This is a genomic window from Rhizobium sp. BT04 (genome assembly GCF_030053135.1).
In the GTDB taxonomy this organism is placed as follows: Bacteria; Pseudomonadota; Alphaproteobacteria; order Rhizobiales; family Rhizobiaceae; genus Rhizobium; species Rhizobium binxianense.
Genome location: NZ_CP125652.1, coordinates 3,302,669 through 3,324,924 on the forward strand (window position 1 = coordinate 3,302,669; position 22,256 = coordinate 3,324,924).

Consider the following 22,256-nt stretch of genomic DNA (forward strand, 5'->3'; position numbering starts at 1 on the left):
CAGGCTGACAGCGGGTGATTTTTCCGCTAAAGGATGATATTGACTCCGTTGCAGCGATGACGCGACACGTTTGTGCACCCTGATTGGGAGCGCGAGGCTGCAACGTTCCGAAAACAACGCGAGGAGAATACGACCATTCGCAGACCTTTTAAAACCGACGCGCCCGTGAAGGACGGACCGCGCTCGAACCGTGAAATCCGCATTCCCAAAGTTCAGCTGATCGGGGCTGACGGCGAGAATATGGGCGTCGTGCCTACCGACCAGGCCTTGAGAATGGCGGAAGAAGCCGGCCTCGATCTCGTCGAAATTTCCCCCAATGTCGAACCGCCTGTGTGCAAGATCCTCGATCTGGGCAAGCTGAAATATGCCAACCAGAAGAAGGCCGCCGAAGCGCGCAAGAAGCAGAAGATCGTCGAAGTCAAAGAAATCAAGATGCGCCCGAACATCGACACCCATGATTATGAGGTGAAGATGAAGGCGATGGGTCGCTTCTTCGACGAAGGCGACAAGGTCAAGGTGACGCTGAAGTTCCGCGGCCGTGAAATGGCTCACCAGGAACTCGGCATGAAGCTTCTGCAGCAGGTCAAGGCCGATACGACCGAGTTCGCCAAGGTCGAAGCCGAACCCAAGCTCGAAGGCCGCCAGATGATGATGGTGCTGGCGCCGAAATAAGCGCCAGGCAGTTTTTCGCCCCAAGGCCGTCCGCAAGGGCGGCTTTTGTGCTTTGGGCGCATGTGTTTCCGACCCTAGTGCTTCGAGGGCGAAGATTCCTCCGCGGCCCCGTTGCACTTTCAGGACGCTGCGGTTATAAGCGCGCGTCCGAACTGACCGGCAGGGCATGCCGTGGCAGTTTCGAATGCTTGCGGAACGGTTCGTCGCCGATGCCGCAGATCAACAACAAACGCTCCCGCACCTTGTTGCGACGGCCGGAGAACCGGACTTCGCGAGAGGGCTTTTTTGATAAAGCGCGCAGGGAGGACAGAAGGAGTAGCAAAATGCCCAAGATGAAGACGAAGTCCTCTGCCAAGAAGCGGTTCAAGATCACCGCGACCGGCAAGGTCAAGGCTGCCGCTGCCGGCAAGCGCCATGGCATGATCAAGCGTACCAACAAGTTCATTCGCGATGCACGTGGCACCATGGTTCTCGCAGAACCGGATGGCCGCAAGGTTATCAAGAATTACCTGCCGAACGGTCTCTGAGACTCGTCCGCGAACGCTAGATTTAAGGAGATCATGATATGGCACGTGTAAAAAGGGGCGTCGCTGCCCATGCCAAGCACAAGAAGGTTCTAAAGGCCGCCAAGGGCTTTTACGGCCGCCGCAAGAACACCATCCGTACCGCCAAGGCTGCCGTCGATCGTTCGAAGCAGTACGCCTACCGCGACCGCAAGGTCAACAAGCGCAACTTCCGTGCGCTTTGGATCCAGCGCATCAACGCCGCTGTCCGCGAATTCGGCTTGACCTACGGCCGCTTCATCGACGGCCTGAACAAGGCCGGCATCGAAGTCGACCGCAAGGTCCTCTCCGACATGGCGATCCACGAGCCGGAAGCATTCGGCGCGCTGGTCAACGCTGCCAAGAAGGCTCTTGAATACCTCAAGGAAGCCGGCACGGCCAACGAGTTTGAAGGCGCGGTCAAGTAACCAGCGCTTCCCAAGCTTTGAATTTATGATTTTGGGAAACCCGCGCTGGTTTGGGCTAGCGCGGGTTTTTCTTTCTTTATATTCCTGGCGCCGGCCGGCGCCGCCTGCCTCCCGATCGCCCGCCTGATACTGGACGGAAAGAAGTGACAATGTCAGATATCGACCAGCTCAACGCATCGCTGCTCGCCGAAATCGCCGCCGCCAATGACGAGACGGCGCTCGAAGCCGTGCGCGTTTCCGCCCTCGGCAAGAAGGGCTCGATCTCCGAACTCCTGAAGACGCTCGGCGCCATGACGCCGGAAGAACGCCAGACCAAGGGCGCGGCGATCAACGTTCTGAAGAACGCGGTGACCGAGGCTCTCGCCACCCGCAAGACGACGCTCAAGCAAGCGGCGATCAATGCCCGGCTGAAAGCCGAGACGGTTGATGTCAGCCTGCCGGTGCGCTCTTCGCCGGCCGAACGCGGTCGTATCCATCCGATCAGCCAGATCGTCGACGAAATCACCGCGATCTTCGCCGACATGGGCTTCTCGATCGCCGAAGGTCCCGACATCGAGACCGATTATTACAATTTCACCGCGCTGAACTTCCCGGAAGGCCATCCGGCCCGCGAGATGCACGACACCTTCTTCTTCAACCCGGATGAGAATGGCGAGCGCAAGGTGTTGCGCACCCATACCTCGCCGGTGCAGGTGCGCACCATGGAGGCGCAGAAACCGCCGATTCGCATCATCATTCCCGGCAAGACCTACCGCCAGGACAGCGATGCCACGCATTCGCCGATGTTTCATCAGGTCGAGGGCCTGGTCATCGACAAGAAGGCCAATGTCGCCAACATCCGCTGGGTGCTGGAGGAATTCTGCAAGACCTTCTTCGAGGTCGATAGCGTGACGATGCGTTTCCGCCCGTCCTTCTTCCCCTTCACCGAGCCATCCTTCGAGGTCGATATCCAGTGCGACCGCTCCGGCCCGATCGTCAAGTTCGGCGAAGGAACCGATTGGATGGAGATCCTCGGCTGCGGCATGGTTCACCCGAACGTGCTGCGTTATGGCGGCCTGGATCCGGACGAATATCAGGGTTTTGCCTGGGGCATGGGCCTCGACCGCATCGCCATGCTGAAATACGGCATGCCCGACCTGCGCGACTTCTTCAACGCCGACGTCCGTTGGATGACGCATTACGGCTTCCGCCCGCTCGACATGCCGACGCTGTTCGGCGGTTTGAGCGCTTGAACGGAGAATTGAGACGATGAAATTCACGCTCTCCTGGCTGAAAGAGCATCTGGAAACGGATGCCGGCCTCGATGAAATTTGCACGCGCCTCACCGAAATCGGGCTGGAGGTCGAGGATGTCGACGACAAGGCGGCGTTCCAGCCCTTCGTCATCGCCAGAATTGTCTCGGCGGAAAAACATCCGCAGGCCGATCGCCTGAAGGTGCTGATGGTCGATACCGGCTCGGGCGCGCCGGTCCAGGTCGTCTGCGGCGCCCCGAATGCGCGTGCCGGTCTCCTCGGCGCCTTCGCCGCGCCCGGAACCTATGTTCCCGGCATCGGTGTGACGCTTGCCGTCGGCAATATCCGCGGCGTCGAAAGCCATGGCATGATGTGCTCCGAAAAGGAGCTTGAGATTTCCGACAGTCACGATGGCATCATCGACCTGCCCGAGGATGCGCCTGTCGGAAAGAGTTATGCCGCGTATGCTCATCTCGATGATCCGGTCATCGAGATCAACCTGACCCCGAACCGTCCGGACTGCACCTCGATCCACGGCATCGCTCGCGATCTCGCCGCCTCCGGCCTCGGCACGTTGAAGACGCGGCCCGCGCCGTCTTTCGCGGTCGAAGGCGAGACTCCGGTGAAGCTGACGCTCGATCTCGACGATCAAAAACTCTGCCCGGGCTTTGCGCTGCGCCTCGTACGCGGCGTCAGGAACGACCCCAGCCCGCGCTGGATGCAGCAGCGGCTGATCGCCATCGGCCTGCGCCCGATCAACGCGCTTGTCGATGTCACCAATTACATGACCTTCGATCAGGGCCGGCCGATCCACGTCTTCGATGCCGCCAAGATCAAGGGCAACCTGACGGTGCGCCGCGCCGCCGAAGGCGAGACCGTGCTGGCGCTCGACCAGCGCGAATACAAGCTCTCGCCGAACAACGTCGTCATCGCCGATGAAGACGGCATCGAATCGATCGGCGGCATCATGGGCGGCGAACATTCCGGCTGCGACGAGAACACCGTCGACGTGCTGATCGAATCGGCCCTCTGGGATCCGATGAACATCGCCAAGTCAGGCCGCAGCCTCGGCATTATCACCGATGCCCGCTACCGCTTCGAACGCGGCGTCGATCCGGAATATATGCTGCCCGGTCTCGAACGCACGACGGAACTGGTGCTGGAACTCTGCGGCGGCAAGGCCGCCAAGGCCGAGATCGTCGGTTACCAAGGTTACGAACCGAAGATCGTCGATTTCCCCTATTCCGAGGTCAAGCGCCTGACCGGCCTCGACATCTCGAATGAGGAAAGCAACACGATTCTGACGCGTCTCGGCTTCACGGTTTCCGGTTCCGGCGAGCGTGTTTCCGTCGCTGTTCCCTCCTGGCGTCCCGATGTCGATGGCAAGGCCGATCTCGTCGAAGAGGTCATGCGCATCCACGGCGTCGACAATATCAAGCCGGCACCGCTCGAAAGGCATGCTGATGTCAACGGCAAGATCCTGACGACGCTGCAAATCCGCACCCGCCTTGCCAAGCGGGCGCTGGCCGCCCGCGGCATGCTCGAAGCCGTCACCTGGTCCTTCATTCCGGAAGACCAGGCAAAGCTGTTCGGCGGCGGCTCGCCGGCCCTCAAGCTTGCCAACCCGATCGCCGCCGAAATGTCGGATATGCGCCCCTCGCTTCTGCCGGGCCTGCTGACCGCAGCCCAGCGCAATGCCGACAAGGGCTATGCCGACGTCGCCCTCTTCGAGGTCTCAGGCACTTATGAGAACGACAGGCCTGAGGGTCAGCGCCGCGTGGCCGGCGGCATTCGCCGCGGCACGGCCTCGCTTGCCGGCGCCGGTCGCGCCTGGTCGAACGCCGCCAAGGGCGGCGGCAAGCCGGTCGACGTCTTCGACGCCAAGGCCGATGCGCTCACCGTCATCGAAGCCTGCGGCCTGCCGATGGGCAATATCCAGATCGAGCAGGGCGGACCGGAATGGTATCATCCCGGCCGCTCCGGCACGATCAAGATGGGGCCGAAGGTTGTGCTCGGCTATTTCGGCGAATTCCATCCGCTGACGCTGGAGGCGCTCGACGTCTCCGGCGCGCTCTGCGGCTTCGAGGTCTATGTCGACGCCATGCCGGACGCCAAGCGCAAGGCAACGCGCACCAAACCGGCGCTCGAGCTGTCGCCCTTCCAGATGGTGCGGCGCGACTTCGCCTTCGTCGTCGACAAGACGGTCGAAGCCGGCGCCATCGTCAAGGCGGCCACCGGCGCCGACCGCAAGCTGGTGACCGGCGTCAACGTCTTCGACATTTTCGAGGGTACATCGGTCGGCGAGGGCAAGAAGTCGGTGGCGATCGAGGTTCAGATCCAGCCGGTCGAGCGCACGCTGACGGACGAGGATTTTGAGGCGCTGACGCAGAAGATCGTCGCCAGCGTTGCGAAATTCACCGGCGGCGTTCTCAGAAGCTGAACTCTCCCTGCCTTCCCGCGAAAACAATGGACCGGTCGCGAAAGCGGCCGGTCTTTTCACAGATGCAGATGGTAGAGTTTGCTGACGATCGTCCAGCGGCCGTCGATCTTCAGCAGCGAGAGATAGTCGGTAAAGCGCATGCCGGCGAAATCGTCGGTGACCTTGACGCTTGCCGCATCGCCTTCGACATCGACGTTCTGGATGTCCATGTAGGGCTGCGTGCCGGGCGGCGCCGGCTCTTCCGCCAGGATCGCCGTGATGAATTCGTCGCGCGTCAGCCATTCGACGGCATTTTCGTAATGGCCGATGATCGAGCTTTTTGGATGAAAGGCCTTTTTCAAGGCCGCCTCATTGCCGAAGGCCATGCCTTCGACATAGAGATGAACCGTCTGTTCGACTGCCTGCCTGTCTGACATGTTTTCATCCCGTTCTCCGAGATGGCGTTAGATAGTTTCGCCGGATGCGAAGGCAAGCCCGGCCGGTTGCATCGGGCCGGGCTTTTCCTGTCTCAGAGGTTCGTCATGGCAAGCGAGGCATCCGAGTAACGTTTGCCAGCAACCTGCCCGGCCGGAATGATTTCTTCAAGCCTTCCGAGTTCCGCCGGGCTCAGCGCGATATCGGCAGCAGCGGCGTTCTGTTCGAGATGGTGAAGCTTGCGGGCGCCGGGGATCGGCACGATGTCGTCCCCTTGGCTCAATACCCAGGCCAGCGCCAGCTGCGCGGCCGTCACGCCTTTCTCGGCGGCAAGCCGCTCGAGTGTCGCGACGAGGGCGGCATTGGCATCGAAATTTTCCGCCTGAAACCGCGGCACCTGCCGGCGGAAGTCGTCGGCGCCGAGATCCTCCGCTTTGCGGATCGCGCCGGTCAGGAAGCCGCGGCCGAGCGGGCTGTAGGGGACGAAGCCGATGCCGAGTTCGCGGCAGGTGGCAAGCACCTCCTCTTCGGGGTCGCGGGTCCAGAGTGAATATTCGCTCTGCAGGGCCGCGATCGGATGGACCGCGTGTGCGCGGCGAATGGTGGCGCTGCCGGCTTCCGACAGCCCGAGCGTGCGGACTTTGCCTTCCCTGACCAGTTCCGCCATGACGCCGACCGTTTCTTCGATCGGCACATTGGGATCGACCCGGTGCTGGTAGAAGAGGTCGATGGTCTCGATGCCGAGGCGTTTCAGCGAGGCCTCGGCGACCGCACGCACATGTTCGGGACGGCTGTCGACGCCGGCGATGGCGGCAATACCCGGCTTGCTGGCATCGATCTTAAAGCCGAATTTGGTGGCGATCACGACGCGGTCGCGGAACGGCTTCAGCGCTTTGCCGAGAAGAACCTCGTTGGTAAAGGGGCCATAGACTTCGGCAGTGTCGAAAAAGGTGACGCCGAGATCGATGGCGCGATGCAGCGTCCGGATCGATTCCGCATCGTCACTGGCGCCATAGGCAAAGCTCATCCCCATGCAGCCGAGGCCGACGGCAGAGACGGTCAGATCGTTTCCGAGTTTCCGGGTTTTCATGATGTGCTCCTTTTCTGAGCCACCGCTTGAGGGATCGTTGCGGTGTGGATAGACCATATCGCCGCTGCATCAGTCAGAAAATACATGCGGTTTCTAACAGGCTGTTCTATAAATTCGATCAATGAACAGAACTCAGCTTTCGCAACTTGCCGTTCTCGCCGCCGTCTCGGAGCATCGCAGCTTCCGCGCCGCCGCCAAGGAACTCCTCGTCGCGCCCTCGGCCATCAGCCATGCGATATCGAGCCTGGAGGAAAGCCTGGGTGTCAGGCTTCTGGCGCGGACCACCCGCAGTGTCGCGCCGACGGAAGAGGGCCGACTGCTTCTCGAAAGACTGCGTCCGGCGCTGGAGGAGATCGATATTGCCCTGGAGGCGGTCCGCGATACCCGCAGTAAGCCCGCCGGCAATCTGCGCGTCACTGCGCCGCGCTTTGCCTCCGACCTGCTGCTTGCCCCGCGCCTCGGCGACTTTCTCAACCTTTATCCCGATATCACTTTGGAGATCGCCAATGAGGACGGCTTCACCGATATCGTCAGGGAAGGTTTTGACGCCGGCATAAGGCTGGAGGAGAGTCTGGAGGCCGATATGATCGCGGTCAGGTTCTCGCCTAATCTGACGACGGTGATCGCCGCGTCGCCCGAATATTTCGAGTGCTATCCGAAACCGGAACACCCCCGCGATCTCGTCCATCACCGTTGCATCAAGCGGCGCTTCACCAATGGCTCGATCTATCGCTGGGAATTCGAAAAGGACGGGCAGGAACTCGTTGTAGCGGTCGACGGGCCGCTGATCGTCAGCGAAGACAGGCTGGCTCTGTTGGCGGCGCTGAACGGCGCCGGGCTTGCCTATCTCTTCGATATGCGGGTCTATGCCGAACTGGCGGCCGGCAGGCTGGTGCGGGTGCTGGAAGATTGGTGCGCGCCCTATTCCGGGCCGTTTCTCTATTATCCCACCCGGCGGCAGATGCGGCCGGCGCTGCGCGCCTTCATTGATTTCTTCCGATATGTCGAGACGGATACGGGCGGCCGCTAGGACTGAAACCGCCGCCCGTTCTCAATCCGTCAGGCGGCCTTAGCCTTTTGGTTTGCTGCTGTGGTGGCGAGCTGCGAAAGCGTCTTGTCGGTCGCCGTTTCTTCCTGCAGCGTCTGGTCGAGCAGGCGGACGGCATCCTTGAGGCCGAGTGTCGCGGCCCAGGTCTTCAGCGTGCCGTAACGGGCGATTTCGTAGTGCTCGACCGCCTGGGCAGCCGAGATCAGACCGGCATCGAGGGCTGACGTGCCCTTGAATTCTTCCATGATTTCCTCGCCCTCGGCCAGAATGCCCTGGATCGCCTCGCAGGTCTTGCCCTGAGCGCGTTTGCCGATCAGTTCGAAAACCTGCTGCAGGCGCTCGACCTGAGCTTCGGTTTCCTCGCGGTGCTTTTCGAAGCCCGCCTTCAGTTCGGAGGACTGGGCGGCGCGCGCCATCTTCGGCAGGGCGCGCAAAATCTGCCGTTCGGCAAAGTAGATGTCCTTGAGTGTGTCGTGGAATAGATCTTCCAACGTCTTTTCCTTGGCCATTTTCTCGATCCTTGTTCTGGGAAAGGCCGCGAATGCGGCGACACACTAAGAAGCGAGGATCGCGCTAATTGTTCCCGATCGATTTCGGGTGGACGGGAAATCTGCGCCGGGTGATGATTCCGGCCGTCGATACAGGAGGAAGATAAACTCATGCGAAAGCCGAATTCGATGAAGGGGCTGGAGGATCTTGGCCGCGTAAGGTTGTCGCAGAATTTCTTCCTCCGTGATTTCCTGCATTCCGAGATCGCCGATTTCTACCGCATCCCCAATATCCCCGAAGATCCCGATCTGGCGGTCGAGGCGGGCAGGAGACTCTGCAAGGAGTTGCTGGAGCCGCTGCAGGCGACGTTCGGGCGCCTGCATATCCGTTCCGGCTATCGTTCGCCTGGGGTGAACAGGTTCGGCAACGAGAACAATCTGAACTGCTCGACCAATGCCGCCACATCAGCGCATCACATCTGGGATATGAGGGATTTTGACGGCTGCATGGGCGCCGCGGTCTGCATTGCCGTGCCATGGATGCTCGACCATTTCAGCGATGAAAGCGACTGGCAGCGGCTCGCCTGGTGGATTCACGACCACCTGCCTTACGCCTCGCTCTGCTTCTTCCCGAAGCTCTGGGCCTTCAATATCCAGTGGCACGAACGGCCGAAGCGGGTGATCCAGAGTTATGTCAGGCCACGCGGCATCCTGACCAAACCGGGCATGGCGAACTGGGAGGGCAATCACGCCGCGTTCTATGAAGGCTTTCCCCCGCTCAGAAACTGATGCCCCGCTCAGAAACTGATGCGGTAGCGGATGTGGCCGTCGCTTTCGACATAGCTGTCGTAGAGCGCCCGGGCGGTCTTGTTCTCTTCGCTCGTATGCCAATAGAGCCGCGACCAGCCTTTGGCTTTGCAGATGGCGATGAGATCATCGATCAGCGCCCGCCCGACGCCCATGCCGCGCGCATCGGCATCGACGAACAGGTCTTCGAGATAGCAGTCCCTGCTGCGGATCCACGTGCCCTCATGGGTGAGATAGAGCGCAAAACCCATCATCCTGCCATCGACTTCGGCGATGCGCATTGAAATTGCCGAGGCCGGATCGAAGACCCGGCGCCATGTGGAATCGGTGATATCGGCATCGACCGTGACCTCGTAAAAAGCGAGATAGGCCGCCCAGAGTTGGCGCCAGCGCGCTTCGTCCTCGGGGCGGGCATCGCGGATCGTCACTGTCATGGGTGTTCCTTTCAGGCGCCGGCTTCGTCGAGCAGCGCCATCGCCTCATCGGAAAGCGCCAGTGTCGCCGATTTCACCAGGCTTTCAAGCTGCGAAAGGCTGGTGGCGCTGGCGATCGGCGCCGTCACGCCCTTCTTGCGCAAGAGCCAGGCGAGCGAGATTTCCGCAGGGCTGGCGCCGGTTTCGGCCGAGACCTTGTCGAGCACGGCAAGGATACGCAGGCCCTTGTCGTCGAGATATTGCGAGACGCGGCCTTCGCGGGCGCGGCCTTCAGTATCGGCCTTGCTGCGGTATTTGCCGGTGAGGAAGCCGGCGGCGAGGCTGAAATAGGTGATGACGCCGATATCCTGGGTAAGGCAGAGCTCGGCGAGAGGCCCTTCGAAGCTTGCGCGCTCATAGAGATTATATTCCGGCTGCAGCACATCGTAACGCGGCAGCCCGGCTCTTTCGGCGGCGTCGAATGAGGCCTGGAGGAGGTCAGCATCATAGTTCGAGCAGCCGATGGCGCGGATCTTGCCCTGCTGCTTCAGCTTGGCATAGGCACCAAGCGTTTCCTCGTGCGGCGTATCGGCATCCGGCCAGTGCGAGAGATAGAGGTCGATATAATCCGTCTGCAGCCGACGCAGCGAATCCTCGACCGCCTTCAGGATATAGCTCGCCTTCAGCGTCTTTCCCTGTCCCATGTCCGAGCCGACCTTGGTGACGATGACGGCCTTGTCGCGGGAAATCTTGGCCTGTTTCAGCCAGCGCCCGATGATCTCCTCGGAATCGCCGCCCTTGTTGCCGGGAACCCATGCCGAATAGACATCCGCCGTATCGATCGTGTTCAGGCCGGCATCGAAGAAGGCGTCGAGAATGGCGAAGGATGTTTTCTCGTCGGCCGTCCAGCCGAAGACATTGCCGCCGATGACGATCGGCGCGACCGAAAGACCTGTTTTTCCAAGCCGGCGCATTTCCATGACGCTCTCCAAAATCGTAAATTGATTGAAATCGCGGATACGGCAGAACGCCGCCCTCACGCAAACTTAGCGCGATCGACGCGTGAGGGAAACCAAACTTCCGTGATTTCGGGTCGCGCCATTGCGCCGCAGCGGCGGCCTGAATATGGTTCGCGGACATCAGTTTGGGGAGGCTTGGATCATGCTGCGTTTCGGTATCATTTCAACGGCGAAGATCGGCCGCGACAATGTCGTTCCCGCGATCCAGGATGCGGAAAATTGCGTTGTCACGGCGATTGCCAGCCGTGATCTCACCCGCGCAAGGGAGATGGCCGACCGTTTCTCGGTGCCGCATGCCTTCGGTTCCTACGAGGAGATGCTGGCCTCCGACGTCATCGACGCCGTCTATATCCCGCTGCCGACCGCCCAGCATATCGAATGGTCGATCAAGGCAGCCGATGCCGGCAAGCACGTGCTCTGCGAAAAACCGCTCGCCTTGAAATCAGGCGATATCGACGAGGTGATCGCCGCCCGCGACCGTAACCGCGTGGTGGTCACCGAAGCCTATATGATCACCTATTCCCCGGTTTGGCAGAAGGTGCGCGCACTGATCGACGAGGGGGCGATCGGTTCGCTCCGGCATGTGCAGGGCGCCTTCACCTATTTCAACCGCGACGCCACCAACATGCGCAACATTCCCGAGCTCGGCGGCGGCGGCCTTCCCGATATCGGGGTTTACCCCGTCATGAGCACCCGTTTTTCCACCGGCAAGGAGCCGCTCTGGATCCAGGCGACCACCGAGCGCGATCCGGATTTCGGCACGGATATCTATTCGAGCGTCAAGGCCGATTTCGGCGATTTCGAGCTGAGCTTCTATATCTCGACGCAGATGGCCAATCGCCAGGTCATGGTGTTCCACGGCAGCGACGGCTATATCGAGGTCAAGTCGCCGTTCAACGCCAATCGCTGGGGGCCGGAGGAGATCGAGCTTGCCGATCGCAGCCACAATGAATCGCGCATCTTCCGCTTCCAGGACAGCCGCCAGTACAGGCGTGAGGTCGAGGCCTTCGCCCGGGCGGTGAAGGACGGCAAGGAAGAGATCGTCACGCTCGAAAATTCGAAGCTGAACCAGAAGGTGATCGACGCGATCTACCGGGCCAGCGAGAAGGACGGCTGGGAGGCAGTCTAGCGCATAACCCCGAAAATCGGGATCGATCTTCGGAAAGGATTGTGCGCCAATTTAAAGTGTTAGAGCGCCGCGCGTCCTTTTGGACGCGCGGCGCTCTAACACTTTTGATCAGCCCGAGGCGCCGCTGCTCCGAAGATCTGCGGTACGGAGGAGTTCAACGCGTCCGACAAGAGCTGACCGGCATGGCGGCGATGCGTGCGGCTAGCCGGCCAGATCCGAGGACGCCGCGTGTTGTGAATTGCGGGCGTTTAAGTCGTGTTCGGAAAATGGTTACCAAGTTATGACGCATAGCAGAGAGGCGACTATGCAACCATTTTGGTAGACTCAACTTGGTCGAACATTCTCTCCAGGTTCAAAAAGCAAATCATGCCGTCCGGCTGTGCGATAATGCCATCGGCGTAACGCATGCCGTTGGAAACGCTGATATCCGGAACCGGTTGAAGGAGGTCGGCGGTGATTGTCAGAATGTCCGAGACCCGGTCCACGACCAGACCAGTTGCCATGCCATGAATCTCGGCCACGACGATGGCGCTGCGTTCGTTGGCCTCCGTGCTTTTCATGCCGAGCTTGTAGGCAAGATCGATAATCGGGATTACCGTCCCGCGCAGATTCATGACGCCGATAACATCGGAGGGCGCATGAGGGATCGGCGTCGCCAGACCCCATCCGCGAATCTCGCGGATGGTCGTGGTGCGCACGCAGAATTCCTGATCGTGCAGCCGAAACGCGATGATCTCAAGCGTTTCGCTGTCGTTCATGGGTGAGTTGACGGTGACATTCATCAGAAATTCTCCCAGCTTTCCTTGACAGCTGTATTTCCAGCAAATGCTCGGGCCACCTGTCCCACTATCTGCTTTGCGGGTGATGCGACAGGACGGTGATTGCTACCCGCAGCCATTACCGATGCTGTCTGGCGGAGCGCGCCGCCGAGCTGGAACTGGCCGATGAGTTCGCGCAGGCGTCCTGCCTCGCCGGCGAGGGTTGCGCTCGCCGCCGTGCTCTCTTCCACCATTGCCGCGTTCTGCTGCGTCACTTGATCCATCTGATTGACGGCGGTGTTCACCTCCGCAAGACCAATCGATTGTTCGCGTGCCGATGTGGCGATCGCTTCCATATGCTGATTGACTGTTACGATATAGCCCTCGATCGTCTTGAGCGCTTCGCCGGTTTCGCTCACCAGCTTGACGCCGCTTTGCACCTCGGTGGATGAATTTCGGATCAGTTCCTTGATTTCCTTTGCAGCCTGGGCGGAACGTTGCGCGAGTTCACGCACCTCCTGGGCAACGACGGCAAACCCCTTGCCCGCATCGCCGGCGCGGGCGGCTTCGACACCGGCATTGAGGGCCAGAAGGTTGGTCTGGAAGGCGATCTCGTCAATGACTCCGATAATGTTGGAGATCTGGTTGGAGGACTGCTCGATCTTTTGCATGGCATCGACCGCATTGGCGACCACCTTGCCGGAATGAGTTGCGCTGGTGTTTGCCTGCGCGGCGACGGTCCGTGCTTCGTCAGCACGCTTTGACGAGTTCGAGACGTTGGCTGTGATCTGGTCCAGTGCCGCTGCTGTCTCCTCCAGGGAGGCAGCCTGCTGCTCGGTGCGCTTGGACAGGTCTGCGGCGGACTGACTAATCTCGCGGGTGCCGTTGTCGATCTGCGTCGTAGCCTGTGCAACAGCCCGGAGGGTTTCGGCAAGCTGCCCGACCGCACCATTCAGATCGTGACGCAGGGCTTCGAAGTCCGGTGCGAAGGCCTCGTTGAGTTGGAAACTTAGATCACCAGTTGCAAGTCGGCGCAGTCCAGCCGCCAGACCAGATGTCGCCTCCTGAAGGCGCTTCTGCGCAGCCGCTTCGGCCTCTGCGGTCAGACGGATGCGGTCGGCTTCCGCGTGAACCCGAGCTGCTTCAGCTTCCTGCTCCAGCCGCTTGTTGCTGATGGCTGCCTGACGAAAGACTTCGACGGCACCCGCCATTTCGCCGATTTCGTCTGCGCGGCCTGCAAATGGAATGGCCTTTTCCGAGTCGCCACCCGCAAGATCGATCATGGATGCTGTTATTCTGCCGATTGGTCTTGAAATGCCCATGACGGCAAAGTAAACCGCGCCCAAGACAATTCCGAATATAAGCGCGATGGCTACGTACGTAACCTTTACGGTAGAGGAGAAATTGGCCACGCTTTCGACACTTGCCTCGGATGCGGCATCCTTGTTGACGGCAACAAGCTTGTCAATTAGATCAGCCATGGCATCGGCAATGGGAGCCATTTCGTCATTCATGACAACCTTGGCATCGTCATCCTGAGAAGCTGCAGAAAATTTTACGTATTTCTCGCCAGCCTTCCCCAAAAGCAAAAGTTTCGCGCGCAAGCCACTGACGAGGTCTCGATCCTTATCGTCAAGACCGAGGGCCTCGTAATTCTTAATTTCGTTCTCGATGCGAGCCGTCTCACGGTCGATTGCCGTCTGCGCCTCATCTTGCGTCTTTTGGTCTGATGCCGCGAGATGAGCGAGGTAGGCTACACGCAGATCGGAAAGCGCCGTATCAACTTCCTTCGCAGCCATAGCACTTGGCATCAAATTGCCGGAGAGTTCGGTTACATTCCCGTTTGTTGTGATCAGCGACTGCAGAGAAAAATATGAGAAAGCGGCGATGGCGACCGCTATTACACTGAGGAGCCCGATCAGGGCCGTTTTTATTTTAGGACGGGACATAACAGTTACTCCGAGCAGTAGAGCGCCCTTCGGGCGCGGGGGATTTGCCGAAGAGCAAAATCATTCTGCCGAAGGCTTAAAGGGAACGGAATACATTCCGCTCATGGGGCCATGCAGAGCAATACATTTCCCTCGCGAGGGGTGATGACTACTCCTGAAGACAGAAAATTGTCGTGACTTATTTATTTTGGATTAATTTGGTTTGATCGAGGTGAGTGACGAAACGAATGGCTCGGTTTGCGGATACTTGGCACGCGATGTGGATATCTGACTGGCCCCCCGCTATACGATGTCATAGTGCCCCCGTTTCGGAGTTGATTCTTAGACTCTGTTAACCTTTGGCAGTCCGAAGAGGCGTGCGAGAAGATCGTTCTGATTGTTGACGGTCCAATCACCAAAAAACCGAAGCCCTTCTTCAACCAGAGCATGGCTTCGAAGCTCGCGATCGTCCGCCGTGCCGTTTTGCAGGATTAGTAGCCGCCGATTTGGCATGTTCTTCTTCACCCGGAAATGGTTGCTCTCGATGCCTTGCTGGAGATGCTTGGTGCCATAATGCACTGGGTCTGGCGGCAGAGGCCGATCGTCAACCGACGTCTTGATCATCGATGGGAGGGTATTGGCGGCATCCGTGCCAATCCTGCTGGGCGAGAGCCGTGGGCTCGTCTTTCACCATCTTACGAAAGAACCGCTTGGCTGCGTCGAGATCGCGTTTCGCGGTGATCAGTTCGGCCAATATCGCCGCTGGTTTTCACGCCGGCGATCCCAACCCATGGACCAGACGGTTCGGCTGGCCACGGAGCATGGCGTCGGCATCGGCGCGCATCCGGGCTATAACGACCTTCAGGGTTTCGGCCGCCGCAAGATCGCTGGAACGGCCAAGGAACTGGTCAACGACATGTCTACCAGGTGGGCGCGCCGCGAGAATTCGCCCGCCGCCACGGCGCCCGGCTTCCGCATGTGAAGCCGCATGGCGCGCTTTACATGGAAATGGCCGTCAACGCCGAGCTCTCGCGGATCTTCGCGCAGTACATGCTGTGGATTTGCACTGAGAAGTGACCCGGCATTTGCGCCGAGAATTGACCCGTCTCTTAGGTCTGTTTCGGGTCGGTGGTTGCCGTCAAGTTTTTGAAGGCCTCGGGAAGCTCGGTGAATGGAGCACCGTTGCGCGCGCGGAAGACGAAGCGCGAATAGCCGAAGAAGCTGAAGACCATCGAGGCGACGCTGGCGATCACCATGGCCGCAAGCGGCTGAAGGGACGGCAGCGATAGCAGCAGCGCGGAATAGAGCCCGTAATTGACCAGCGCCGCCGTCACCCCGACCGAGCCGTAGCGGAAGCCTTCGGCGGCCAGCGAACGGCCGGAGCGATCGAAGGTGAAGCTCCGGTTGAAAGCCCAGGTCGCCGCCATCGCGAAGGCGATAGCGATGAGCCGCGCCAGAAATGGCCCGAGCGGTGTCAGGTCGAGCAGCGCCGACAGGATGCCGGCATCGACGAGGAAGCCGATGCCGCCGGCGATCGCGAAGCGGATGAGCTTTCTCATGCCGCATCCACCTTGCCGCGGCCGGCGCGCGACATCGGCCCTGTGTCGCTCAGCGGCGCCTTCATCGCGCTCGGCGTCTCCAGGCTCATATAATGGATACGAAGCTGTTCGGCGCGGGCGCGTGCGACGGAATCCAGGATGACGCCGGCGGTGAACAGCATGAAGGAGATCATCATCAGCGCCATCGACAGCACCCAGGTCGGCATGCGGCTGACCAGGCCCGTCTCGAAATATTCCGCCAGCACCGGCGCCATGAAGCCGAGGCTCGCCAGCATGAAGGCGGCGCTGATCGCGCTGAAGAAGGCGAAGGGCCGCGTCTCCTTCATCAGCATCGCGAACATCCAGAGGATCCTGGCGCCGTCACGGAACGTCGACAGTTTGGAATGCGAGCCCTCCGGCCGGCGGCCATAGTCGAGCTCCAGCTCGCCGACCGGCAGCTTCAGCCGGGAGGCGTGCACGGACATTTCGGTTTCGATCTCGAAGCCGCCCGATACCGCCGGAAAGCTTTTGACGAAGCGGCGCGAAAAAGCACGGTAACCGGAAAAAATATCGGTGAACTCAGGGCCGAAGATCATCCGATAGAGCAGGTTGAATAGCCGGTTGCCGAGCGCATGGCCCTGACGTCCGGCATCGTCATGAACGCCGCGCCTTGTGCCCACAACCATGTCGGCGCGTTCCAGCAGAAGCGTGCGCACCAGTTCCTCGGCATCGTCAGGCGCGTAGGTTCCGTCGCCATCGGCGACGATGTAGATGTCGGCCTCGATATCGGCGAACATGCGGCGCACCACATGGCCTTTGCCTTGGCGCCGCTCGCGCACCACATGCGCGCCGGCCAGCATCGCCTGCAGCGTGGTTCCGTCGGTGGAATTATTGTCATAGACGTGGATTGCAGCGTCCGGCAGCACCGCCCGGAAGCCCCGCACGACAGCGCCGATCGTCGCCGCCTCGTTATAGCAGGGAAGCAGAACGGCAATGTCCGGATGATGGGTACGCGATCGGGCCATGACTCCACTCGTTACTCTTAAAGCCGCGCCCAGCCTAAATGACCCGACTTAACAAGACCCCTATGGCGCCGGCGAAATCGGCGGCCGCGCAGATAGCTTTACACTTTCTTGATCGGCGGCGGCTAAGCTTCGGCCGTCCGGAAACGAACCGCTAACCACGATGAACGCCTTGCAGCCGATCGCTCATTCATCATCCGTGACCGCCGCACCCGGCGGCGGAATACGCGGCCTGCTGACATCTCTCCGGCCAACCGTCATCGCCTACAGCGTCGTTGTTGCTGCCGTCATCCTGGTGATCAATCTCACCGAGGCTGTTGATTACGTCGGTCCCGACAATGACGACGGAATGCGCCTCGTCGAGGTTCGCGATTTTCTCGCCGGGCAGGGCTGGTTCGATCTGATGCAATACCGCCTCGGCCTCGACGGCGGCACGCTGATGCACTGGTCCCGGCTGATCGATTTGCCGATCGCGTCGCTGATCTGGTTCTTCGGCCTGTTTGCGCCCCGCGAGACGGCCGAGGCGCTGGCGCTTGGCCTCTGGCCGATATCGCTCATCCTGCCAACCATGCTCGCCATGGCCGTTGCCGGCCGGCGCATCGGCGGCGTTGCCGGCATGCACATCAGCCTCGGCATGACCGGCCTAGCCATCTACACCGGCAGCCGTTTCGCTCCCGGCGCCATCGATCATCACAATGCGCAGCTGGCGCTGGTCGCGACGATGGTAGCGATGCTGCTCGATCCCAAGCGGCGCGGCTGGAACTATGCGGTCGCCGGCATCGCGGCGGCTGTCGCCATTGCCATCGGCGCCGAGACGACGCCATTTGTCGCTTCCGTCTGCCTGACCGTCGCCCTGCTCTGGGCATGGGAGGGCGAAAATTACGCCGCTGCCGCAAAGGCCTTCGGGCTGGGGCTGGCGATTGCGATCAGCATTCTCTTTTTCGCAACGGTGCCGCCCCGGCTCTATTCGACCGTCACCTCGGACAATCTCTCGCTCGGTTATTACAGCCTGGCGGCAATCGGCGGCGGGTTGCTGCTGTTTTCGGCGGTCTTTGCGAGCGGCCTGCACCGACCGTTTCGCTTTGCGGCGCTCGCCGTCGTCGGCGCCGGCGTTCTCGGTTCGGCGATGGTGATCGCGCCGCAATGCCTGAGCAATCCGCTGGCCGATCTCGATCCGATGCTGGTCGAACTCTGGTTGAGAAACGTCCCCGAAGCGAAGTCAATCTTCGCTCTCGGCCGCACCGACCCCTTCTCGATCGGCGCCTTCCATGCCGCCGGCCTCTTCGGCATCGCCGTCTGCATCTTCCGCATCATCAAGCGCGACCGCATGCAGATCCATCTGGTTCTGCTCTTCCTGCTGGCGACCAGCTGGGCAATCGCGTTGATCCAGGTGCGTGGCGCGGCTTTCTCGAACCTGCTCTCCATCCTGCCGCTTGCCTTGCTGATCATCGACGTCAGGCGCATCTCCAACGGCGACAGCGAAAATGTCGCGGCAGCCTTCGTCTATATCGTGACCGTGCTCGCAAGTGTTCCGGCCGCCTGGGCCGCCGCTGGCGGTTTTGTCTCGCTGCAGATGGAGAATGCCGCGCAGACGAAAACGGCCGAGCCGGCAAAAGAGATGTCCTGCACATCGAAGGAGGCACTGGCGCCGCTCGCCGGGCTTCCGGCGGGGCTGGTCTCCGCGCCGTCGGAAATGGGCGTGCCGATCCTCCGCTTCACGGAAAATCGGGTTCTCTCGGCGCCCTATCACCGCAACCAGGGCGGCATGCTGACGGAGCTGCATATCGGGCTGGCCGAGCCACGGGAGGCGGAAGCCTTCCTGAAGGGGGCTGGGGTGACGATGCTTGGGTTCTGCGCCGGTGACCTGCAGACGCGTGAGATCGCCAAGCTGAAGCCGGATGGCCTCTATGCCGAGCTTGGTAAGGGCAATATCCCGCCCTATCTGCAACCGCTTCCGAAGACCGCGGGCACGGGCGTTCAGTTCTTTCGCTATCGGCCGGCGGCGAATTGACGCCGTCGGCTGTTGGGCAATCTTTGGTGAGAAGCGCTTTAGTGAGAAACGCGCGTCGCGCGACGAAGACGCGTATTGGCATAGAGCCCGAGAACGAAGAGCATGAGGCCGGCATTATAGCCGAGGACGGCATAGGCGAATGCCAGGATCGACACCGGTCCGGGCGAGGTGATCGCCGCCACCGCGAATGTCATTCCGATCAGCGCGGCGATCAACGCGATCGCGGCGGCCGAGCGCGTTTGTCCGGCGCTGATGCCCAATGCTGCTGCTGTGAGAATAATCATTTTCAGCACCCTTCCCGAAGAACGAGGGGAAGCATAGGAAGCGCCAGCTAACAAAGATTTACCGGCCATCTCGGCAGAAAAGCCTTTGTATTGCGGTGGTTAGCAATCCCTTTCAGGTAAAACGCGAATTGTAACTATCTGTTCCGCAACCAAACGAATTTCAGTGAATTCGCTGTCGGCCGCCAAGCCGACCGAGCTAAATGGCGCGACGACGGCGTCGGCCCGTTGCTGATTTCAATAGCCGGGAAAACGGCCTCTGCATCGATGCCGACCTTCCCGTTTGCTGCCGATGCGCTAGAAAGAAGGAATGAGCAACGTCTTCGACAGCGATTCGCCGACCAACCTTACCGAATATTCGGTTTCGGAGCTTTCCGGCTCGATCAAGCGCACCGTCGAAACTGCCTTCGACCAGGTTCGCGTGCGCGGCGAAATATCAGGTTATCGTGGGCCGCACTCCTCGGGCCATGCCTATTTCGCGCTGAAGGATGATCGCGCCCGCATCGACGCCGTCATCTGGAAGGGCACTTTCTCGCGGCTGAAGTTCCGCCCCGAGGAAGGCATGGAAGTCATTGCTATCGGCAAGGTCACCACCTTTCCCGGCTCTTCCAAATATCAGATCGTCATCGAGACGCTGGAGCCGGCCGGCGCCGGCGCGCTGATGGCGCTGATCGAGGAGCGCAAGCGCAAGCTTTCCGCCGAGGGCCTGTTCGATGCCGCCCGCAAGAAGCGGCTGCCCTTCATGCCCCGCGTGATCGGCGTCGTCACCTCGCCGACCGGCGCCGTGATCCGCGATATCCTTCACCGCATCTCCGATCGTTTTCCCGTGCATGTGCTCGTCTGGCCGGTGAAGGTGCAGGGCGAGGGGTCCGGCGAGGAAGTGGCGAACGCCATTCGCGGCTTCAATGCGCTGGAGCCGGGCGGTGCCATCCCGCGCCCGGATGTGCTGATTGTCGCGCGCGGCGGCGGCAGCCTGGAAGATCTCTGGAGTTTCAACGACGAGATCGTCGTGCGCGCCGCCGCTGAAAGCCGGATACCGCTGATCTCGGCTGTCGGACACGAAACCGATTGGACGCTGATTGATTATGCCGCCGATGTCCGCGCCCCGACGCCGACGGGGGCTGCGGAAATGGCGGTACCGGTCAAGGCGGAGCTCGAGGCGCAGGCCGCCGCTCTTGCCGCGCGCCTGCAGGGCTGCATGAACCGCCAGATGGATCAGCGCCGCCAGTCGGTCCGTGCTTTGATGCGGGCCTTGCCGTCGCTCGATCAGCTTCTCGCCTTGCCGCGCCGCCGCTTCGACGAGGCGGCGGCCGGCCTTGGGCGTGGGCTGGAACTCAATACGATCAACAAGCGACGTGGTTTCGAGCGTGTCGCCTCGCATCTTCGCCCTGATGTGCTCTCCAATCGCATCGCCGAGCGGCGCCAGCTTCTGAACGAGCGGATGGCGCGGGCCGAACGCACCATCGAGCGCCTGCTTGACCGTTCGAAGTCTCGCATCGACCGCGCCGAGGCAGTCCTCACCTCGCTGCCCGGCCGGCTGAAGATCCAGACCGATCGCGGCCGCGAGCGGCTCGGCAATCTTTCGCGCCATGCCGATACGGCGATCCGCCATCAGGTGACTCGTGCTCGTGCCGAGCTTTCCGCGCAAGACCGTGTTCTCCAGTCGCTCTCCTATAAAAATGTGCTGAAGCGCGGCTACGCCGTCATCCGCGACGAGGACAATAGACCGGTCTCGCAGGCTTCAGCACTCTCCGCCGGCATGGGGATCGTCATCGAGTTTGCCGACGGCCGCGTTGGCGCCCTGACGACCGAAGGCGGTTCGGTGCCTGCCAGCGCCAGAAAGCGCAGTACGCAAACCGCAGAGCCGCCGAAGCAGGGAAGCCTGTTCTGACGATGCGAATCCTGCTGGTGCTGGCCCATCCGCTGCCGGAAAGCTTTGCCGCCTCGGTGGCGCGCACCGCTCGCGAAGCGCTGGAAGCCTCCGGTCATGTCGTCGATCTCATCGATCTCTACGCTGAGGATTTCGATCCGCGCCTCTCCGAGGCCGAGCGCCGTGGTTACTTCGACACGCCCTACGACACCTCGGCCGTTGCCGATATCGTTGCCCGGCTGAAGGCGGCCGAAGGTCTCGTTCTCGTCTTTCCGCAATGGTGGTTCAATTTCCCGGCCGTGCTGAAGGGCTTCTTCGATCGCATCTTTGCACCGGGCGTGGCCTTTACCCATGATGCCGCCGGCGGCCGCATCGTGCCTCAGCTCACCAATATCCGGCTGCTCTACGCGCTGACGACGACGGGCTCGCCCTGGTGGCTGGTGCAGCTCTATATGGGCAATCCCGTCCGTCGCCTGCTGAAGCGCGGCATTGCCGCTTTCTGCTCGAAGAAGCTCGTCTTCCGCATGCTGAGCCTGCACGACATGGACCGCGCGACGGAAGCCAGGCGCAAGGCGCATCTTGAGCGCGTCCGCAAGGCGCTTGCCACCGTCGCCTGACTATTCGAAATCCGACAAGAATTTCTTGAGCAGCCGGTCGAACTCGGCCTTGTCTTCGACTGTCAGATTGCGCGTCAGCCGCTGCTGGTTGGCGACATGGGCGCCGACCGCCTCTTCGACGGTCGCAAATCCCTTATCCGTCAGCGCGATCAGCACGCTGCGCCTGTCTTGCGGATTGACGACGCGCTCGACGAAACCCGCCTTCTCCAGCTGATCGATCCGGTTCGTCATGGTGCCGGAGCTGACCATGGTCATCTCCAGGAGCTCGCCCGGCGAAAGCCGGTAAGGCGTGCCGGCGCGGCGAAGGGTGGCCAGCACGTCGAAGGCGGAGGTGGACAGCCCGTGCTTCAGCAGCACGGCTTCGACTCCGCGGCCGAGATGGGTGCCGAGGCGCTTCAGGCGCCCGAGGATGCCCATCGGTTCGACGTCGAGGTCCGGCCGTTCGCGCCGCCATTGCGCCAGGATCCTGTCGACGTGATCTTGCTTCTCTTCACCCATGCCACATCGAT

At 61.1% G+C, this 22,256-nt stretch carries 20 protein-coding genes and 4 pseudogenes; 12 read left to right on the plus strand and 12 right to left on the minus strand.

Annotation, left to right across the window (positions count from 1 at the left end; genetic code table 11):
* Positions 1 to 135 precede the first annotated feature (135 nt).
* The 5 genes from infC (at position 136) to pheT (ending at position 5,314) form a co-directional block, all read left to right on the plus strand.
* Entirely contained in the window at positions 136 to 672 is a 537-nt protein-coding gene (infC, locus tag QMO82_RS24300; protein WP_012559640.1) for a translation initiation factor IF-3, read from the plus strand.
* A gap of 323 nt (positions 673 to 995) precedes the next feature.
* Positions 996 to 1,199: a 50S ribosomal protein L35 gene (rpmI, locus tag QMO82_RS24305; RefSeq protein ID WP_003570998.1), complete on the plus strand. Its 204-nt coding sequence runs from the start codon at positions 996 to 998 to the stop codon at positions 1,197 to 1,199.
* 38 nt (positions 1,200 to 1,237) lie between these two features.
* Positions 1,238 to 1,642, plus strand: coding sequence for a 50S ribosomal protein L20 (gene rplT / locus QMO82_RS24310; RefSeq protein ID WP_010067047.1), 405 nt, complete (start codon positions 1,238 to 1,240; stop codon positions 1,640 to 1,642).
* A gap of 149 nt (positions 1,643 to 1,791) precedes the next feature.
* On the plus strand, positions 1,792 to 2,874 hold the full coding sequence (pheS, locus tag QMO82_RS24315) for a phenylalanine--tRNA ligase subunit alpha (protein WP_183605332.1): 1,083 nt from the start codon (positions 1,792 to 1,794) through the stop codon (positions 2,872 to 2,874).
* 16 nt (positions 2,875 to 2,890) lie between these two features.
* Positions 2,891 to 5,314: a phenylalanine--tRNA ligase subunit beta gene (gene pheT / locus QMO82_RS24320; RefSeq protein ID WP_183605333.1), complete on the plus strand. Its 2,424-nt coding sequence runs from the start codon at positions 2,891 to 2,893 to the stop codon at positions 5,312 to 5,314.
* A gap of 56 nt (positions 5,315 to 5,370) precedes the next feature.
* Here pheT and QMO82_RS24325 read toward each other — a convergent pair whose 3' ends face one another.
* Entirely contained in the window at positions 5,371 to 5,730 is a 360-nt protein-coding gene (locus tag QMO82_RS24325; protein WP_183605334.1) for a nuclear transport factor 2 family protein, read from the minus strand.
* A gap of 92 nt (positions 5,731 to 5,822) precedes the next feature.
* A complete protein-coding gene (locus QMO82_RS24330; RefSeq protein ID WP_183605335.1) occupies positions 5,823 to 6,818 on the minus strand; it encodes an aldo/keto reductase in 996 nt (331 codons plus the stop codon).
* A 121-nt stretch (positions 6,819 to 6,939) separates the two neighbouring features.
* Between QMO82_RS24330 and QMO82_RS24335 the strand changes: the two genes are divergently transcribed.
* The gene (locus tag QMO82_RS24335; RefSeq protein WP_183605336.1) at positions 6,940 to 7,848 is read left to right on the plus strand and encodes a LysR family transcriptional regulator; all 909 of its coding nucleotides are present in this window, start codon (positions 6,940 to 6,942) and stop codon (positions 7,846 to 7,848) included.
* Between the two features lie 29 nt (positions 7,849 to 7,877).
* Here QMO82_RS24335 and QMO82_RS24340 read toward each other — a convergent pair whose 3' ends face one another.
* Positions 7,878 to 8,375 (minus strand): ferritin-like domain-containing protein, encoded by a 498-nt coding sequence (locus QMO82_RS24340; protein ID WP_097617111.1) that lies wholly within the window; start codon positions 8,373 to 8,375, stop codon positions 7,878 to 7,880.
* A gap of 113 nt (positions 8,376 to 8,488) precedes the next feature.
* Between QMO82_RS24340 and QMO82_RS24345 the strand changes: the two are divergent.
* Positions 8,489 to 9,143, plus strand: a pseudogene (locus tag QMO82_RS24345) (hypothetical protein).
* Between the two features lie 8 nt (positions 9,144 to 9,151).
* Here QMO82_RS24345 and QMO82_RS24350 read toward each other — a convergent pair.
* Positions 9,152 to 9,595, minus strand: coding sequence for a GNAT family N-acetyltransferase (locus tag QMO82_RS24350; RefSeq protein WP_183605338.1), 444 nt, complete (start codon positions 9,593 to 9,595; stop codon positions 9,152 to 9,154).
* Between the two features lie 11 nt (positions 9,596 to 9,606).
* Positions 9,607 to 10,554, minus strand: a complete 948-nt coding sequence (locus tag QMO82_RS24355) for an aldo/keto reductase (RefSeq protein WP_183605339.1) — start codon at positions 10,552 to 10,554, stop codon at positions 9,607 to 9,609.
* Positions 10,555 to 10,735: 181 nt separating this feature from the next.
* Between QMO82_RS24355 and QMO82_RS24360 the strand changes: the two genes are divergently transcribed.
* The gene (locus tag QMO82_RS24360) at positions 10,736 to 11,722 is read left to right on the plus strand and encodes a Gfo/Idh/MocA family protein (RefSeq protein WP_183605340.1); all 987 of its coding nucleotides are present in this window, start codon (positions 10,736 to 10,738) and stop codon (positions 11,720 to 11,722) included.
* A gap of 302 nt (positions 11,723 to 12,024) precedes the next feature.
* Here the strand turns inward: QMO82_RS24360 and QMO82_RS24365 are convergent, their stop codons facing one another.
* The 3 genes and pseudogenes from QMO82_RS24365 to QMO82_RS24375 all read right to left on the minus strand — a co-directional run.
* Complete coding sequence (locus QMO82_RS24365; RefSeq protein WP_246718156.1) at positions 12,025 to 12,504, minus strand: chemotaxis protein CheW; 480 nt, start codon at positions 12,502 to 12,504, stop codon at positions 12,025 to 12,027.
* Complete coding sequence (locus tag QMO82_RS24370; protein ID WP_183605341.1) at positions 12,504 to 14,429, minus strand: HAMP domain-containing methyl-accepting chemotaxis protein; 1,926 nt, start codon at positions 14,427 to 14,429, stop codon at positions 12,504 to 12,506. Before QMO82_RS24370 ends, QMO82_RS24365 begins: the two co-directional genes overlap by 1 nt.
* A 321-nt stretch (positions 14,430 to 14,750) precedes the next feature.
* Positions 14,751 to 15,153 (minus strand): annotated as a pseudogene (locus tag QMO82_RS24375) (DDE-type integrase/transposase/recombinase); the annotation flags it as partial.
* On the opposite strand from QMO82_RS24375, the pseudogene QMO82_RS24380 reads away from it, so the two are divergent.
* A pseudogene (locus tag QMO82_RS24380) lies at positions 15,146 to 15,461 on the plus strand (LamB/YcsF family protein); the annotation flags it as partial. The pseudogenes QMO82_RS24375 and QMO82_RS24380 overlap by 8 nt on opposite strands.
* 134 nt (positions 15,462 to 15,595) lie before the next feature.
* Here QMO82_RS24380 and QMO82_RS24385 read toward each other — a convergent pair.
* Positions 15,596 to 15,967, minus strand: a pseudogene (locus QMO82_RS24385) (GtrA family protein); the annotation flags it as partial.
* Complete coding sequence (locus tag QMO82_RS24390) at positions 15,964 to 16,971, minus strand: glycosyltransferase (RefSeq protein WP_183605344.1); 1,008 nt, start codon at positions 16,969 to 16,971, stop codon at positions 15,964 to 15,966. The pseudogene QMO82_RS24385 and the gene QMO82_RS24390, both read right to left, overlap by 4 nt.
* Positions 16,972 to 17,131: 160 nt before the next feature.
* On the opposite strand from QMO82_RS24390, the gene QMO82_RS24395 reads away from it, so the two are divergent.
* Positions 17,132 to 18,979 (plus strand): hypothetical protein, encoded by a 1,848-nt coding sequence (locus QMO82_RS24395; protein WP_183605345.1) that lies wholly within the window; start codon positions 17,132 to 17,134, stop codon positions 18,977 to 18,979.
* A gap of 38 nt (positions 18,980 to 19,017) precedes the next feature.
* Here the strand turns inward: QMO82_RS24395 and QMO82_RS24400 are convergent, their stop codons facing one another.
* Positions 19,018 to 19,263, minus strand: coding sequence for a hypothetical protein (locus QMO82_RS24400; protein WP_183605346.1), 246 nt, complete (start codon positions 19,261 to 19,263; stop codon positions 19,018 to 19,020).
* Between the two features lie 307 nt (positions 19,264 to 19,570).
* On the opposite strand from QMO82_RS24400, the gene xseA reads away from it, so the two are divergent.
* The gene (gene xseA, locus QMO82_RS24405) at positions 19,571 to 21,151 is read left to right on the plus strand and encodes an exodeoxyribonuclease VII large subunit (RefSeq protein WP_183605347.1); all 1,581 of its coding nucleotides are present in this window, start codon (positions 19,571 to 19,573) and stop codon (positions 21,149 to 21,151) included.
* Between the two features lie 2 nt (positions 21,152 to 21,153).
* Complete coding sequence (locus QMO82_RS24410) at positions 21,154 to 21,747, plus strand: NAD(P)H-dependent oxidoreductase (protein ID WP_183605348.1); 594 nt, start codon at positions 21,154 to 21,156, stop codon at positions 21,745 to 21,747.
* On the opposite strand, the gene QMO82_RS24415 is transcribed toward QMO82_RS24410, so the two are convergent.
* Positions 21,748 to 22,245: a MarR family winged helix-turn-helix transcriptional regulator gene (locus tag QMO82_RS24415; protein WP_183605349.1), complete on the minus strand. Its 498-nt coding sequence runs from the start codon at positions 22,243 to 22,245 to the stop codon at positions 21,748 to 21,750.
* Between the last annotated feature and the right edge of the window lie 11 nt (positions 22,246 to 22,256).